The organism is Paenibacillus sp. NPDC056933, from assembly GCF_042674385.1.
Lineage (GTDB): Bacteria > Bacillota > Bacilli > Paenibacillales > Paenibacillaceae > Paenibacillus.
In genome coordinates, this window is the sequence record NZ_JBHUQN010000001.1 from 2,685,056 (window position 1) to 2,700,422 (window position 15,367).

Here is a 15,367-nt window from a genome sequence, read left to right on the forward strand (position 1 = left end):
AGATGAGGTGGAAATAGAGGGAAATCAAATAGAGGACATGGTACAAACTGGGATGGCTTCGAATCAAGTACTGGAGTTCGCGACAGAGTTATAGTTGAAATTTTGGAAAGATTTAACGTATATTTAGGATTGATCTTTATGCTATAGACAGAGGTGATTGATTGAGCACATCAAAAAATCGCATCCAATTAATTGATGGACTGCGCGGATTCAGTCTGGCCGGTATCGTGCTGGCGAATATGCTGGCTTTCCAATACGGAATGTTCGGCCAGAGTAAACCCCAACTATTCGGGATCGGTGGTGTAAACCAGGCATTTCTCTCGTTTCTGCAGATCACTGTGGTAGGTAGTTTTATGCCGATCTTTGCATTCATGTTCGGCTTCGGTATGATCAAACTGTCAGAAAGCCTTCAATCGCGAGATTTACGACCAAAGTGTCATCTTGCTCGACGTTTTCTACTACTGTTTGGTATCGGATTGCTGCACATAACCTATCTTTGGGAAGGGGACATCCTATCCTTTTACGGTGTACTCGGTTTCTTTCTGCTGATGTTCCTGAATCGAAAGCCAAAAACGCTGCTCATTTGGGCAGTACTGCTACTTGTCGGAGCAGGGCTGCTTGGTTTGCCGGCATCCAATCCAATGAATCCGCTATCTATTGAATCCACTCATATGGATAACTACATCATTCAAAGTCAGGATGTATACGGTAATGGCAGCTACGAGGAGATTAGGGATTTCAGCAATAACGGCGATCCATTCGGTGGGGATTTGGATGTGTCATTTGCCTTGTTGGCCCTGGTATTAGCCCCGCTAATGACGGTACCGATGTTTCTGCTTGGTATGCACGCTGCCAGAATTGGCACGTTTAGCGATCCTCAGGCAATGAGACATATGTATTTACTTCGTGCCTCGTTGTTGATTCCAGTTGGTTTGATACTCAAAGCTTACAGTGTGTTAGCGCCACAATTTGGTGCGGAAGGTTGGCCCGGAATCGGAATCGGCGGGACGCTCGGGGGAATGTTGCTTGCACTCGGATACATTTACGCATTTGCACTGTTATACGCAGGAAGCCGCCGTTCTAGCCTGATGCGCAGGTTTGAGGCGGTCGGCCGTCTCTCACTGACGAATTACCTGATGCAGAGTGTCATCTGTACGACTATTTTTTATGGTTACGGTCTGGGTCTGTTTGGACGTGCTGGTGTATTCATTGGAGCAATTATTGCACTTGCTGTCTATGGTACTCAATTATGGCTCAGTCCGTTATATCTTAAGAAATTTAGCAGTGGACCAGTCGAGTATCTCCTTCGGATCTGGACATATCTGTCTTGGAAAGGACAGCCAAGACAGAAGAAAAGATCGAACACGAATTTGCAAGATAGTGCTCCTAGAGTGCACTGAGCATAAAACGTTGCTACAAATGCACAAAGAAGGCCTTTCTGTTAAAAGAAAGGTACCTTTGTGCCGTAGTAATCATCATCCAAAGCTAAACCCTAGAGTGTGTCTCAAAAACGCTATAAACGGAGATACATCCCGATATAGCATGTCTCAGGTTCCTTAGATTTCTGACAACTTGACCGCACGTGAACCACACATTTTGCACATTCAGAATGTAGCGAGTCTAATACATAAGCTAACTATTATAGTGCGGGCAGCGTTAAGGTATACGAAATGAAAGATGCAGCGTATACATCCAACTGTTTCCACTCGGACTTGAAAGGATCGTTATTGTGCTAAAAATAATTAATTTTCTTCTATTATTGCTGATCATTTGGGTAGCAATCCTGTATCCTTTTCGTTTTGCTTGGTTTGAAGGCTTAAAACAGATTCCTGAAGATCTTCATGGTGTTTATTTACTTTTCTTGTTCTTTGGATATCTTATATGTTCATCTGGTATGGGACTTATTGTTGGAAAGATGTGTTTTAAACGAAAAGAACAGTAAACGTTGGAGGAAACCTTTTGTATTCAGCTAGGAAGGCAATGGTTGTAACTTAGTGAGCGCATCAGACTAGCTGAAGTTGGAGGGAGGGGGAGAGGTCCTTTTCGCAGTTGCCTCTCAAATTCGGAAAACTTGAAAAGCTGGACAATACTCCCTCTTCCAAATGTTGATCTTCTTATACTGCATTTATGAGACGAGTGCCCTTACAATGCAGCTATGACGGCATTTTTTAATTTGAATACGCCTTCCTTTAATTGAACATCTGACAAATGTGCAAATGATAAATAGATACCATACTTCGTACCTTCAGACGTTGAACTGCTGACCTCTGAGTATACAACCCCTTCCGATCTAGCCGCTGCCCGAAAGACTTCAAAAGTGGTCGCATCACCTCGCCACCAGCCAAACACGTGCAGACCCGCTTCATTTTCCACCCAATCAAACCATGTTGAGAGTTGCTGGTTCAAAAGTTTGAGTAACAGATGAAATTTGCGACTGTATAAACGATTCATCCTACGCAGATGACGCTCATATTGGCCGCTTGTCATAAATGCTGCTAATGCCCGCTGCTCGATCAGATTGACGGGTCTTGGCTCGTATAATGCCTGTGCTTTTCTAAAGGTATCTGCCAAAGTGGGGGGGAGAACCACATAACCAAGCCGTACTTCTAAAGGCAATGTTTTCGTGAAGCTGCCGAGATAGATTACGCGTCCCGCTTTATCCAATGTTTTTAGCGGTTCAACATGCATTCCACGATATCGGAATTCACTATCATAATCATCCTCGACAATCATGGCATCCTGACGATGTGCCCAGTCCAGCAAAGTTTGTCTACGTTCAAGGCTGAGCATTTCGCCGGTAGGAAATTGTCGTGATGGCGTGACAAACAACATACGTGCTTCCCAGTTCTGGGGAACAACTCCCTGACCATCTAGATTGGCTTCAATCAACTGTGCACCCGCAGCCAAAATCGCTTGAGAAATCCCGACATAACAAGGACTTTCGGTTACTACATGATCCCCAGGATCTGCAAGTAATTGAGTGAGTAGAGCGATAGCTTGCATAGATCCTGCAGTCACTGCAATATGATCTGCATCGACTTGAATCCCTCGCATCCGCCGAAGATAGGCAGCAATGGCTTCTCGTAATTTCGGCTCCCCAGTTGAACTAACAAGAGCGGTGGTTGTTTCTATGTGATGCTCGCGATTCCGTATCTCTGCATACAATCGATTGTTCCATTCATCGTAAGGGAATTTGGAAAAATCAGGCTGGTATTTGCTAAAGTCAATGACTTCGTCACGCTCTATTCTGGAATCACTTGTTTGTGCATTTGTTTGTGAATTCCTTTGAGTTGTTTGCTGTTCAAACTGCTGAATACGATTCCCCCAAGCTGATAAGTGATGAGTGTAAGCTTTCACGGTGGATGCATCATTGCTTAAATCCAACTGATAAGCAACAAAGGTTCCTCTTCCATGCTCTGATTGAATGTAACCTTGAGCAGTCAACGTATCGTATACCTGATTTACTGTGCCTCGGGAAATGTGATACGTTGCAGCTAACTCTCTCGTAGATGGTAACTTTTCGCCATACACCAGATTACCTTCATGAATAGCGTCACGAATCGCATGATAGAGAGCCTTCATCTTGGTATATTTTCGGTTCAAATATGAACTGTAAGCTACATGAAATTGCATATGCCCTCCAGAAGTTAATTTTGAAGTGGTACAATAAAAACCGAAAATATTGGATCTTTTTAGTCGTCCATTTTCATTTTATACTAATTCATAGGATGAAGTGAAACAATAAATTTAATTAGGGGGAATACAATCATGCAAACAGGTACAGATCGTGTAAAAAGAGGAATGGCTGAGATGCAAAAGGGCGGCGTCATTATGGACGTCATGAATGCAGAACAAGCTAAAATTGCTGAAGCGTCAGGGGCAACAGCTGTTATGGCACTTGAACGGGTACCTTCCGATATTCGCGCAGCTGGTGGTGTAGCTCGTATGGCAGATCCAACCATCGTGGAAGAGGTTATGAAGGTTGTGTCTATTCCGGTTATGGCCAAGGCACGTATCGGTCATTACATAGAAGCCAAAGTGCTTGAATCTCTGGGTGTGGACTACCTGGATGAAAGTGAAGTTCTTACGCCTGCAGACGAAGTATTCCATATCGATAAACATGAGTTCACTGTACCATTTGTATGTGGAGCCAAAGATCTGGGAGAGGCTCTGCGTCGTATTGGCGAAGGCGCATCCATGATTCGTACAAAAGGTGAGCCAGGAACGGGGAACATTGTTGAGGCCGTTCGTCATATGCGTCTGATTAACAGCCAGATCCGCAAAGTGAAAAACATGTCCAAGGACGAGTTATACGCTGAAGCAAAAAATCTGGGCGTAGCTTATGAATTATTGCTCGATGTTCATGAAAATGGAAAACTTCCTGTTGTTAACTTTGCAGCAGGTGGTGTAGCCACTCCGGCAGACGCAGCACTAATGATGCATCTGGGAGCAGACGGTGTGTTTGTAGGGTCCGGTATTTTCAAATCGGATAACCCTGAGAAATTCGCTCGTGCAATCGTTGAAGCTACAACACATTACACGGATTACAAACTGATTGCCGAAGTATCCAAAAACTTGGGTGCACCTATGAAAGGGATTGAAATTTCTAAATTGTCTCCGGATGAGCGCATGTCCAACCGTGGATGGTAAGAGTGAACAGAACAGCGGTTTTAAAGTAGTGTTATGATTCTACACAGCGCTGTAAATGAGCGTTAAGCTTGAATAGAGTATAAATAGATATTAGACAAAGCCGATCAGTGGAGCAAATTGATCGGCTTTGTTGTTATTTTTGACAATAATGAATTGAAATGCAATATATGTGGAAAACAGAGAAGAGCGGGAAGCTGAACATTGTTTATGGGCAGAATAAGCTTAATCTCTCTTGTATACCGTTTAGGATTTCTTCCGGAATCTCCTTGACCTTGATATCTCCACCTAGAAAAAGCAACCAATTGGTTATTTCGGTTAATTCTTCTAAATGATAAACATTGATACATGTCTTTATAATCGCTGTGGTTTGGTAAGGATTCGTATAAGCAAGGGAACAGTTTAAAGGATGGTATTTTTTGAACTGAGCAATCGCTTTTGGACCAAGTTCAAGGACAAGGTTGATTACCTCTTCCTGCTTGCTTAGTTGTTCTAAAATCTTTTTCTTACTTACCCTTTTTTTCTTTGAGTATGGTTCTACTTGTGTGAGATTGTCGACGGATATAATCCGTCTCTTCTCATCCTCTAAGTCAAAGCCTTCAATTAGCCATAGACTTTTCTCACGATACAGGTGCAAAAGATAAATGGGATAAGACTTTATTTCCCGCTCTTCTTTGACAGTAACCAATAAATAACTCTCTAAAAGAAGAATTTGAATGAGTTTTTCCAACATAGGGTGGGGCAGGTCTGACAGATCAAGCAAGTCGGGATTATGAGGGTTAGTTCCTTCGAAGAGCAATATTTGATTTAAAAGAACCAGGTCATCCTGCTGATTTTCTGAGATGAGGCCCAATAATTTTTCTGTTAAAGACTGACGACTCTTCAGATAAGGGAGTTGTTGATTTCTGGTGGCCATAAAGGCGATAAACAGAGCTTTGATTTCATTATCAGTAAAGCGGACAGTGGGCAGGACAGAGTTATTCATGACAAAATAACCCCCGTCCCTCCCGACTTCAGCGACTAGCGGCATGCCCATGCCTTCGATTTCTTTAATATCACGAATAGCTGTCGAACGAGAGATGTTAAATTCTTGCATGATTTCAGAGATGGTAAAGTGGGCGCGGTTGTTGATATAGCGCATGATGATATTAATCCGTTCAACTTTTTTCATTGGGCCCCCTAAACAGTATCATATTTTGACATGATTTAAGGTTATTATAAACCCATCAAGTGAAAAGACAAATCAATTGATAAATTTAAAGAGGACGGTGTTCATGATGAGTAATTATAATTTTGAAGAAAAAGACAGCTTTATCGTTTTAGGAATTGGAACTGAGCTTAAGAGCCCCTACACAGACTTTGCTGGCATCAACAAAGAAAAGGCGGATTTTTGGTCGACTGTGAAACAAGATGGAAGCCTCGACACTTTAAAAGCACTAGCGACAAATGACTACATTTTTGCTGTGAACGAAGCGGTGAATAACAAGATGATGCATTATGCTGGCGTTATGACAGAAGCATCTCTGCCAGAAGCAACCCGAGTGATCCAATTCCCTAAGGGAGAATACCTGGTTGTTAAGGGTGAAGGGGAAACGGCTGAGGAGTTGAGTAATCATCTTACTGGCATTGCTTTTGGTCAAGTCCTGCCACAAGAAGAGAGTTATGCCTATGTTGGTGGGCCAAATGCAACGGTTGAGATGGGGCAGCGAAACGGCTTGGTATTTGGTGAAATGTGGATTCCAGTTGTTAGGAAATAACGAGAAGGAGGATGGAAATGTCGTATATCGTTGATTTTAAAAATGTGTCTACGGTTGGTTTGGAGTCTTCACCGGTAGCAGAGGCGCTTGCTGGTTTGCGTGCGAATGAAGCCCGTTACTTTATGAACAAATATAAACATGAATTTACGGTTGTATCAGCCAGCGAAAGTCAGGAGACCCTTGATTATGTGAAGCGAATTTTGAAAGAAGAACGTGATATTGAGTTTGCGGCCAAGCCTCTGGAAACGTCCTGTTTTCAAGTGGAGAATATACAATTTTCCTATGTCTTTTATGAAGATGGTCTTGGTCTCAATGTCATGTATACGGTTGATGACCCTAAGAAGCGGGCCGTTGGTTTTAAGCTTTCTGAGGGGATGGAGGTACCAAAGGAGTTAGAAGGGAAGTTTAAGTTTGCCAGACAGAAATCTAAACTAGCTGGAACCATTCGGGGGTCGTTTTTTGTAATTAAAGGAGCGTATTAAAGTAAACAAAAGTGTATGTGAAGGGGTATACCTATGAGGACATTAGGTTCAATGAATGTTGATGTTATAACGTTGTTTGTGGAGGACTTGCCTATGGTGAGGGCATTCTATCAAAACGTATTCGGATTGTCCGCTGTATATGAAGACGATGTTTCTGCCGTATTCAACTTCGGAAATATGAGTATTAATCTCCTGAATATTTCCGAAGCACACGGTCTGATCCATCCTGGAACAGTCGCAAGTCGAGAATCCGGATCTCGTTTCCAGTTTACCATCCGTGTGGAAGATGTGGATGCAGTGTGTAACGAATTGAAACCACATGGCGTTGCTCTGCTTAACGGTCCAGTGGATCGGCCTTGGGGAGTACGTACGGCCGCCTTCACAGATCCGGCAGGACATGTCTGGGAGATTGCGCAGCAATTGACTTAGAGATAATGTATGGACATTAACTTATATCCATAGCTGATCAGATGATGTATCTAATGTTGATTAACACGAGATAAGCCGACAAGAGCATACACGATCAAAAGCCGCATTGTTGCGGCTTTTTTGAGTTTTAACGCTATATGTTCTTGTCTAAATCGTACAGACAAACACAGAAGTGCATTCAACAGAGTATTATAATTAAAACACTACCTTGACAGTCATAGTAGTATATCGTATGATGCAGATGTGGAGGTGCTTACATGAGCGATAACAAAATCACATCCGACCTGCTGCGCGGCCATACCGACACAATGATTTTACGACTTTTATCCGAAGCTGACCGCTACGGCTATGAAATTGTCAAGCTGATTGGCCAGCGCTCAGGTGGAGAGTATGAATTAAAAGAAGCCACGATGTACTCCAGCGTACGCCGGCTTGAGGCCGACGGTGATATCGAGTGGTATTGGGGCGATGAATCTCAGGGCGGACGGCGTAAATATTTTAGGATTACCGAAAAGGGCAAAATGGCTTATGCCCGCAACAAAAGCAACTGGGAGTATGCAAAGCGCGTGCTTGAAAATTTATTATAAGGAGAGTTGATGTGATGAATGACAAATTGAACAACTATTTGAACGGCGTGTTCGCACCGTACGATGGGGTAAAAAGTGTTACAGAATTAAAGGCTGACCTGCTTTCCGATCTGCAAGAGCGTTTCCATGAACTTAAAGCCGAGGGCAAGGACAATGAAACTGCGTTTGAAATGACCATTGAAAGCATCGGCGACATTGAGCAAACGGTACAAGAGGTGGCTAACCTTTCCCGATCGCTGGAACGACAGGTGGTAACCAATTTAAGCGCGAGCAACCTGGTGAAGAGTGACTTTGCGGGTGTCATCGCGCATAAAGGGAAATTTGAAGGGAGTGCGTTACCGGGCTCTGACTTTACGGGTGCTGACTTGACTGGTAGCACATTTGCGAGCAGTGATGTCCGCGAAGCTATTTTTGACCAGGCCAATCTGACGGATTGCAACTTTTCCACCCTTGACCTATCGCATGCGAGCTTCCATAAGTCCATACTTGTACGAACCAATATCAGCAAATCGGGGCTGGACGGAGCAAAATTCAAAGATGTAAAACTGACCGACGTTAAGCTGACCATGAACGACCTCAGAAAAACCATCTTTGAAAACTGTATCTTTGATGGCGTGGAGTTCAAATCTTGCGATCTGGGAGGGGTGTGTTTTGACGGGCAAACCTTCATCGGCGTCAAGTTTGACAAATCGGCGCTAAACAACGTTACGTTTAAGGACGCGACCCTCAAAAATGTGTCTTTCCCTGTGTCCGTCCTCTCCAAGAAGTATTACCGTGCCATCAAAACCATCTGCTTTGATGGCGCAATGATGGATAAACTGACCTATGCCGCTCTTAAAGGCATGGATGCCGATTTGTCAAAGGTAACCGTTATTTAAGGAGGGGATAATATGCAAATCAAGTCGATTCAAGTGAGTGGGCTGCAAAAGTCCTACAAGCAGCTACAAGTCCTAAAGGGCGTAGACTTCGAGGTGGATAAGGGCAGTATTTTTGCCCTGCTTGGCTCCAACGGGGCGGGCAAGACAACGGTTGTCAAAATTCTCACCACGCTGCTCAAACCAGACAGCGGAACTGTCACCGTAAACGGATTCGACGTTGCATCCAAGCCCGACAATGTGCGACAGGAGATCAGTCTGACCGGGCAATTTGCCGCCGTGGATGAAATGCTGACCGGACGGGAAAATCTGATCATGATTGCCAAGTTGCGTTACCTCAAAAATCCGCGTCAGGTTGCAGACGATATGCTTACACGTTTTGGTTTGACTGAGGCTGCCGACCGCAGGGCGTCTACGTATTCAGGTGGTATGCGCCGCAGGCTCGACATCGCCTTGAGTCTCGTGGGGAAACCACAGATCGTTTTCCTCGACGAGCCGACCACTGGGCTTGACCCCGAGTCGCGCATCGAGGTTTGGAAGATTGTCCGGGAGCTTGCCGCCGGAGGTACGACGATATTTCTCACTACACAGTATTTGGAGGAGGCTGAGCAGCTTGCCGACCGAATTGCCATTTTGCACGAAGGCAGGATTATCGCGAATGGCACGCTCTCGGAGCTGAAAAAGCTGTTCCCACAAGCTAAGGTGGAGTATGTTGAAAAGCAGCCGTCATTAGAGGAGATATTCCTCGCAATCGTCGGTAAGAAGGAGGCCATGTAAATGGAAGCCGTAAAGAAACACTTTTTTAGCGATATGGGTGTTATGCTCGGGCGCTCCATGCGTCATATTACCCGCAGTATGGACACCATCGTCACGGTCACCGTCATGCCGATCGCAATGATGTTGCTGTTCGTCTATGTGTTAGGCGGCGCCATTCAAGCCGGAACGGATAACTATGTGAATTACCTGTTGCCCGGCATACTACTGATTGCGATTGCCAGCGGAGTATCCTACACGGCTTTCCGTTTGTTCACCGATGTACAACGGGGCATAATAGAGCGATTTCACACCATGCCGATTTCACGTTCCGCCGTTCTGTGGGGACATGTGCTGACCTCGCTGGTATCCAACGCCATTTCGGTCGTTGTCATCATTCTCGTAGCGCTTGTTATGGGCTTTCGTTCGTCGGCGGGGATTCTGCCATGGCTTGCGGTAACCGGCATACTCTTGCTGTTTACGCTGGCATTGACTTGGGTCGCAGCAATTGCAGGTCTGTCCGCTAAAACGGTGGATGGCGCAAGCGCCTTTTCCTACCCGATTATCTTCCTGCCATTTGTCAGCTCGGCCTTTGTGCCGACCGAGTCGATGCCATCGGTTGTTCGCGCCTTTGCCGAAAACCAGCCGGTGACGGCGATCGTGGAAGCCATTCGTGCGCTGCTGTCAGATCAGCCGGTTGGCAATGATATATGGATCGCTCTTGCGTGGTGTATTGGGATTTTGCTCGTAGCGTACTTTTTTGCAATGAGGATGTATAAAAAGGGAGTGCGAAATAACTAAGGAAGCATTTAAAAGAAAATGCCAAGCCGGGAGACATACTCGCAGTCTTGTGTTGAGTGGCAAAGAAACATTATCCCATTAAAAGTCGCTATTTTAGCGGCCTTTTTGTTTTATTGGGATACGTTTTTATGGGTCCAGCATTTTAGGGTCTGAATAATGCATTTCATCCCATATCCGCTCCGAAACCTATGATAAAATAGTATATTCGAGAGTGAAATTCAGAGTCGATGTCAAAGAAGGGCGGATGTTCCCACATGTTCAATGTTGCAATCTGTGATGACGAGGAGAAACAAAGAGAACTTGTAAAAATGATGCTGATCTCCTTATCCCTAAAAACGAATATTGATTTCCAAATTACATTATTTGCATCCGGTGAGCAGCTCGTCTCTCATTATAAAAACGTGGGGGACACGTTTCATGTTCTGATCATGGATGTGGAGATGAGTGGAATGGATGGAATCCAGACAGCCAAAGAAATTAGAAATATGAAGCATTTGGATGTGCAGATCATGTTTCTAACGAGCTATCCGGAGTATATGGTGGAGAGCTTTGATGTGGTTACCTTTCAATATTTAATCAAACCGATCCAGCCCCATGTCTTCGAGGAGAAAATGATTAAACTGTGCCAGTACTTTAAAGCGATGGATAAAAAGTATGTGATAATCAAGTCGGATTATGAAGAACTTCTGTTGAAATACGATGATATTCTCTGGATTGAGGTCATGAAGAGTTTAACGATCAAGAACAAATTAAAATTTGTGACTCAGGAGAATTCGCATGAGAGCAAAGGCATCCTTTCCAGTTATGCCACCGCCTTGAAAGACCATGGTTTCCTGCAGATTCATCGTTCAATTATCATCAACCTGTTGCATGTTCAGAAGTTTGCGGGTACCCAGGTCGTCATGTTAAATGGTACGGAATTGCCCATAGGCCGCTCCAAAGTCAAGGAAGTCAAAGATGCATATACCAAATATATGATCATGAGGATTCAGTGATATGGATATGTATGTAAACTTGTCTATTTTCGTCGTTCCTTTACTTATGGCATTCCAGGTGAATTTTTATTTCAATTCCGTGCTGGGCAAGTCCAGACAAAAGCCATACAGAGTAATTTATTTCATTGTATTTGTTGTACTGGGCTATTTCTATTTGGTATCTTCATTTTCACCTGTCGTTTCATCCGCTTTTGCATTGTTATTCATCTTCAGCCTGGCACAATCCTATGAGGTGGAATTCATAATAAAACTTGTTTTTACTATCCTCTATGCAGTACTGCTCACAACGGTAAATTACATTGCCGTATATATTATGAGTGCGATCGACTCCACGGATTATAGCATATGGGATCATTTCAACGTGGAATATCATTGGGTGTTCTCCAAAGTGATGCTGCTTGGTTGCAGTATCATGTTTATTGTTATCCAGATTGTTCGTTTGATTGCCAAACGGAGAAGTTTCGCTATGCATTATCGTTATTATTTCTTCTTTCTGATCGTACCCACCATTACGATCTATCAGATCAATGTGGCCTCGACTTATAGTGAAAAAAACATATATTACGTCGTCTCCGTGCTGGGCTCCCTTTTTCTCAATGTGTTCATTGTTTATGTATTCGATAATATGGTAGAAAAGGTTCAGCTCGCGAATGAAAATGCCCAGTTGCAGCGTCAGATGGATTATCAGGATGCCAATTATGAGAAGACGGTGCACAGTTTCAAAAATGTGAAAAGCATAATTCACGATATCAATCAGCAATTCCTATACATTGATGAATGTATTAAGCAAAACAAGCTGGATTCGGCAGGAGATCATATTAAACTCACATTGAATAAGATTGAAGGAGCATACCAGCGGGTGAACTCCGGCAATCTCGTCATCGATGCTCTTGTTACGAATACCATTGCTCTAGGGCAGGCAAACGGGATCAAAATCGATACCCGAATTCAGCTCCATTCACAACATGTCCTCATTGATCGATATGACCTGTGCGTTGTACTCGGTAACATGCTGGATAATGCCATCGAAGCTTCCAAGAAAGTAAGACATGCCGAAGACAGATATATCCTGATCGCGATTCATTCTACAGCGTCAGCACTTGTCATCCAGATTCTGAATCATGTGGAGCAAAAACTGGCTCACTTAAAGACGGAGAAGCCCAATCCGGAGTATCATGGGATCGGTCTGACCAATATATCGAGAATGTGCGAAAAGTATGGTGGACATATGAGTATTGAGAATCATCATCGAACATTCAATAACATGGTCGTGCTTCCTTTTGACATGAACAATCCCTGAACATACCGTTCAGGGATTGTTTTTTTCCGTTCACGGCTCATTATCGTTCTAAATGCCTCTTCCCGGATATGATGAATCCAATCATACAAGCAGCATCATAAGGGAGGAAGTTATTAAATGAAAAAATTAATCAGTATGTTATGCACGGCTGTGCTTGTGATCACACCGATGACACATGCCATGGCAGAGTCGAACAAGGGCTCAACGATTGAAGCTCAGGCCAACAAAATTGCCACAGAGATGGTGCAAAATTATGGGGTTACAGGACTGCAATATGCCATCATGGATGAAGGAAAGATCATTTTATCGGATAGTGTTGGCCTTCACGATAAGGCATCCCGGAAACCAGTCGACAAGGACACCATGTTTGGAATAGGTTCGGTTAGCAAAATGGTTGTCACGGCTGCCACCATGATCCTGGTCGATTCCGGCAAAGTAGATCTGGATCAGCCCCTGACTTCGTATATCAAAGACTTTGAAATGGCGGATGCCCGATATACTCAAATTACTCCGCGCATGCTGATGAACCATTCATCAGGGCTCTACGGCACACATTATGGGAACAGCATGTTGTTTAACGATAATGATACCCGCAATCATGATGAATTGTTGCTCAAACTAAAGTCAGAAAAGCTTAAATCCAAACCGGGAGCTTATTCTGTTTATTGCAATGATGGTTTCCAATTGCTTGAGATATTGGTTGAACGGGTGAGTGGATTAAGCTATAGCGAATATATCGCCAAGTTCATCAGCGATCCGTTACAGCTGGAAGCAACCAAGACACCACTCGATTCTTTTGATAGAGAACGATTATCTGAAACATATTGGCCTACGATTGAAACGAAACTCCCTATAGAAAATGCCAATATTATCGGTACAGGCGGTATCTATTCGACTGCAGAAGAATTGAGCCAATTCGCTGAAGTGTTGATGGGGAACAGACCCGACATTCTTTCCAAATCTTCGGCAGAATCCATGCAAAATCATGAATATCGTCATGGAATCTGGGTGCCTGAAGAGAGAAATACCTTCAATTACGGTCTTGGTTGGGATGCTGTTGCACTCGCACCGTTCAGCGATTACGGCATTACTGCACTTACCAAAGGTGGAGACACCATGTTGTATCATGCCTCGTTAATCACTATACCTGAACATGATATATCGATGGCCGTTCTTTCTTCTGGCGGATCTTCTATGTATAACCAGATGTTTGCCAGCAAAGTTCTGTTGGAGGTTCTGGAGGATCAGGGTATCATCGAGGAAATCAAGCCCGATCAAACGTTCTCAGCACCCGTCAAAGTGAAGATGCCGACCGAGCTGACTGCGTATTCCGGTCTTTATGGCACGGTAGGTACAACGCTGAATATAGACATTAAAAATAGCGAGTTCAAACTGCCGGCTTTGCAGGGAGGACTTATCCCGGAGCAGAGCTATGTGTACACAGGTGAAGGGAAATTTACGAGTCCCGATGGAAGTGTGGAGGTCCGTTTTGAGAAAGAACGTAACGACAAGGTGTATGTTAAAGTACAGTCAAATATAACGTTGCCTGGTTTAGGCCAAACGGTGATGAATACCTATGATTATCAAAAACTGGAACAAAATCCATTGGACGTAACAACGAAAGCAAAATGGGAAGCACGCAACGGCTCGAAATATTACGCGCTGGATGAAAAAATAACGTCGATCTTCTATCTGCTTCCTTCGATGCTGATCAAGAATCTGTCCGTCGATACGGAGAATGGATACACGAATGGCACAAAAGTCATTGATCCGAACAACGCAAAGAATGTGGTTGAGATTCCTGTTATGAATGGAAGAGATGCATTCGACTTGCAGCTCTACACAAAGAATGGAGCTGAAGTTTTGATTCAGGATGGACAGGAGTACATCGCTGAGGCTGCCATAACACCGATCTTTGCCGGCAAAACAGGAGTTACCACCATTCCGTCAAACGGGCAAGCCCGGTGGTATGCTATCGACTCCCGTTCGGCGAACAAATCGTTAACAGTTGATTCTCCGGAAAGCGGAGGGTATGCCGTGTATAACGATAAAGGTGAAGTGGTTCACTTTTCCGTAGCGACCAATCAACAATCGACACAGCTTCCAAAAGGTGGTTTTATCGTTTTTGGTGGTGAAGCCGGAGATAGCTTTAAAACCCACCTAAAGTAAATTGCTGCGTAGCTATTTAAAACAACCGACGCAAGAAAAGTGAGCTTATTCCACTTTCGTTAATACAAAAAAGAGCCCTTCCACTTCGTATTGAAGGGAGGGGCTTGTCGTGTTTTGAATATCCTCCAGTGGGTTGACTTCTCAAGCAGCACGAGATCGGCGAGCTTTCCTTTTTCTGCGGTGCCCAGTCCCTGCTCTCGCTGCAAATTAAGCGTTGCCGCCTGCGGGCAGATGAAGTCGATTATGCCCTTTTTTATTCACAGCCTTGTCAAATTAATCGAAACTGAATAATCTATCACATACCACAAAAGAGGGGGAAGAAGCATGAGTGAAGTAGGATATGGAAATGGAAGTGGAAATGTAGGAGGACTTGGTGGTGGATATGGTAGTTTCACGTCCATCGGTGCAATTCTGGTTCTCTTTATTTTGTTGGTTATCATCTCCAAAGCTTTCTTGGTTTAATATTTAGCTTGCAATTCGGGAAAAGAACATTGTTCTCTTCCAAGCCGCTAATATAGCGGCTTTTTCCATTTCATCTAATATGCATTTCACTCCTGATCATCTGTCGTTTC

Annotated in this window: 15 protein-coding genes; 13 read left to right on the forward strand and 2 right to left on the reverse strand. The window is 43.9% G+C overall.

The genetic code is table 11. The features are described 5' to 3' along the window. Positions 1-161 precede the first annotated feature (161 nt). Complete coding sequence (locus ACFTRD_RS11930) at positions 162-1,400, forward strand: DUF418 domain-containing protein (RefSeq protein WP_379380011.1); 1,239 nt, start codon at positions 162-164, stop codon at positions 1,398-1,400. Between the two features lie 742 nt (positions 1,401-2,142). Here ACFTRD_RS11930 and pdxR read toward each other — a convergent pair. After that, positions 2,143-3,633 (reverse strand): MocR-like pyridoxine biosynthesis transcription factor PdxR, encoded by a 1,491-nt coding sequence (pdxR, locus tag ACFTRD_RS11935; RefSeq protein ID WP_379380013.1) that lies wholly within the window; start codon positions 3,631-3,633, stop codon positions 2,143-2,145. A 132-nt stretch (positions 3,634-3,765) separates the two neighbouring features. Here pdxR and pdxS point away from each other — a divergent pair, with 132 nt between their 5' ends. Beyond that, on the forward strand, positions 3,766-4,650 hold the full coding sequence (gene pdxS, locus ACFTRD_RS11940) for a pyridoxal 5'-phosphate synthase lyase subunit PdxS (RefSeq protein ID WP_379381330.1): 885 nt from the start codon (positions 3,766-3,768) through the stop codon (positions 4,648-4,650). A gap of 205 nt (positions 4,651-4,855) precedes the next feature. Here pdxS and ACFTRD_RS11945 read toward each other — a convergent pair whose 3' ends face one another. Further along, the gene (locus ACFTRD_RS11945) at positions 4,856-5,818 is read right to left on the reverse strand and encodes a helix-turn-helix transcriptional regulator (RefSeq protein WP_379380015.1); all 963 of its coding nucleotides are present in this window, start codon (positions 5,816-5,818) and stop codon (positions 4,856-4,858) included. Between the two features lie 106 nt (positions 5,819-5,924). On the opposite strand from ACFTRD_RS11945, the gene ACFTRD_RS11950 reads away from it, so the two are divergent. The 11 genes from ACFTRD_RS11950 (at position 5,925) to ACFTRD_RS12000 (ending at position 15,257) form a co-directional block, all read left to right on the forward strand. Then, a complete protein-coding gene (locus ACFTRD_RS11950; RefSeq protein WP_379381332.1) occupies positions 5,925-6,404 on the forward strand; it encodes a GyrI-like domain-containing protein in 480 nt (159 codons plus the stop codon). Between the two features lie 17 nt (positions 6,405-6,421). Beyond that, positions 6,422-6,886: a phage tail protein gene (locus ACFTRD_RS11955; RefSeq protein WP_379380017.1), complete on the forward strand. Its 465-nt coding sequence runs from the start codon at positions 6,422-6,424 to the stop codon at positions 6,884-6,886. Between the two features lie 33 nt (positions 6,887-6,919). Continuing rightward, positions 6,920-7,315, forward strand: coding sequence for a VOC family protein (locus tag ACFTRD_RS11960; protein ID WP_379380019.1), 396 nt, complete (start codon positions 6,920-6,922; stop codon positions 7,313-7,315). A gap of 257 nt (positions 7,316-7,572) precedes the next feature. Continuing rightward, a complete protein-coding gene (locus ACFTRD_RS11965) occupies positions 7,573-7,902 on the forward strand; it encodes a PadR family transcriptional regulator (protein ID WP_053779376.1) in 330 nt (109 codons plus the stop codon). 14 nt (positions 7,903-7,916) lie between these two features. Then, positions 7,917-8,780 carry a pentapeptide repeat-containing protein gene (locus ACFTRD_RS11970; RefSeq protein ID WP_379380021.1) on the forward strand — a complete coding sequence of 288 codons (864 nt, stop codon included), beginning with the start codon at positions 7,917-7,919 and terminating at the stop codon, positions 8,778-8,780. A 12-nt stretch (positions 8,781-8,792) separates the two neighbouring features. Further along, a complete protein-coding gene (locus ACFTRD_RS11975) occupies positions 8,793-9,554 on the forward strand; it encodes an ABC transporter ATP-binding protein (protein ID WP_285075366.1) in 762 nt (253 codons plus the stop codon). Then, positions 9,555-10,331 (forward strand): ABC transporter permease, encoded by a 777-nt coding sequence (locus ACFTRD_RS11980; protein WP_379380024.1) that lies wholly within the window; start codon positions 9,555-9,557, stop codon positions 10,329-10,331. Positions 10,332-10,585: 254 nt separating this feature from the next. Next, the gene (locus ACFTRD_RS11985) at positions 10,586-11,326 is read left to right on the forward strand and encodes a LytR/AlgR family response regulator transcription factor (protein ID WP_379380026.1); all 741 of its coding nucleotides are present in this window, start codon (positions 10,586-10,588) and stop codon (positions 11,324-11,326) included. A 1-nt stretch (position 11,327) separates the two neighbouring features. Next, complete coding sequence (locus tag ACFTRD_RS11990; RefSeq protein ID WP_379380028.1) at positions 11,328-12,626, forward strand: GHKL domain-containing protein; 1,299 nt, start codon at positions 11,328-11,330, stop codon at positions 12,624-12,626. Positions 12,627-12,743: 117 nt separating this feature from the next. Further along, positions 12,744-14,795 (forward strand): serine hydrolase domain-containing protein, encoded by a 2,052-nt coding sequence (locus ACFTRD_RS11995; RefSeq protein WP_379380030.1) that lies wholly within the window; start codon positions 12,744-12,746, stop codon positions 14,793-14,795. A 324-nt stretch (positions 14,796-15,119) separates the two neighbouring features. After that, a complete protein-coding gene (locus ACFTRD_RS12000; protein ID WP_379380032.1) occupies positions 15,120-15,257 on the forward strand; it encodes a YjcZ family sporulation protein in 138 nt (45 codons plus the stop codon). The last annotated feature ends 110 nt before the right edge of the window (positions 15,258-15,367 follow it).

Coding starts and splice junctions, on each gene's coding strand:
- pdxR (WP_379380013.1), bottom strand. CDS start 3,633: ATGCAATTTCATGTAGCTTACAGTTCATATTTGAACCGAAAATATACC.
- ACFTRD_RS11945 (WP_379380015.1), bottom strand. CDS start 5,818: ATGAAAAAAGTTGAACGGATTAATATCATCATGCGCTATATCAACAAC.
- ACFTRD_RS11950 (WP_379381332.1), top strand. CDS start 5,925: ATGAGTAATTATAATTTTGAAGAAAAAGACAGCTTTATCGTTTTAGGA.
- ACFTRD_RS11955 (WP_379380017.1), top strand. CDS start 6,422: ATGTCGTATATCGTTGATTTTAAAAATGTGTCTACGGTTGGTTTGGAG.
- ACFTRD_RS11960 (WP_379380019.1), top strand. CDS start 6,920: ATGAGGACATTAGGTTCAATGAATGTTGATGTTATAACGTTGTTTGTG.
- ACFTRD_RS11965 (WP_053779376.1), top strand. CDS start 7,573: ATGAGCGATAACAAAATCACATCCGACCTGCTGCGCGGCCATACCGAC.
- ACFTRD_RS11970 (WP_379380021.1), top strand. CDS start 7,917: ATGAATGACAAATTGAACAACTATTTGAACGGCGTGTTCGCACCGTAC.
- ACFTRD_RS11975 (WP_285075366.1), top strand. CDS start 8,793: ATGCAAATCAAGTCGATTCAAGTGAGTGGGCTGCAAAAGTCCTACAAG.
- ACFTRD_RS11980 (WP_379380024.1), top strand. CDS start 9,555: ATGGAAGCCGTAAAGAAACACTTTTTTAGCGATATGGGTGTTATGCTC.
- ACFTRD_RS11985 (WP_379380026.1), top strand. CDS start 10,586: ATGTTCAATGTTGCAATCTGTGATGACGAGGAGAAACAAAGAGAACTT.
- ACFTRD_RS11990 (WP_379380028.1), top strand. CDS start 11,328: ATGGATATGTATGTAAACTTGTCTATTTTCGTCGTTCCTTTACTTATG.
- ACFTRD_RS11995 (WP_379380030.1), top strand. CDS start 12,744: ATGAAAAAATTAATCAGTATGTTATGCACGGCTGTGCTTGTGATCACA.
- ACFTRD_RS12000 (WP_379380032.1), top strand. CDS start 15,120: ATGAGTGAAGTAGGATATGGAAATGGAAGTGGAAATGTAGGAGGACTT.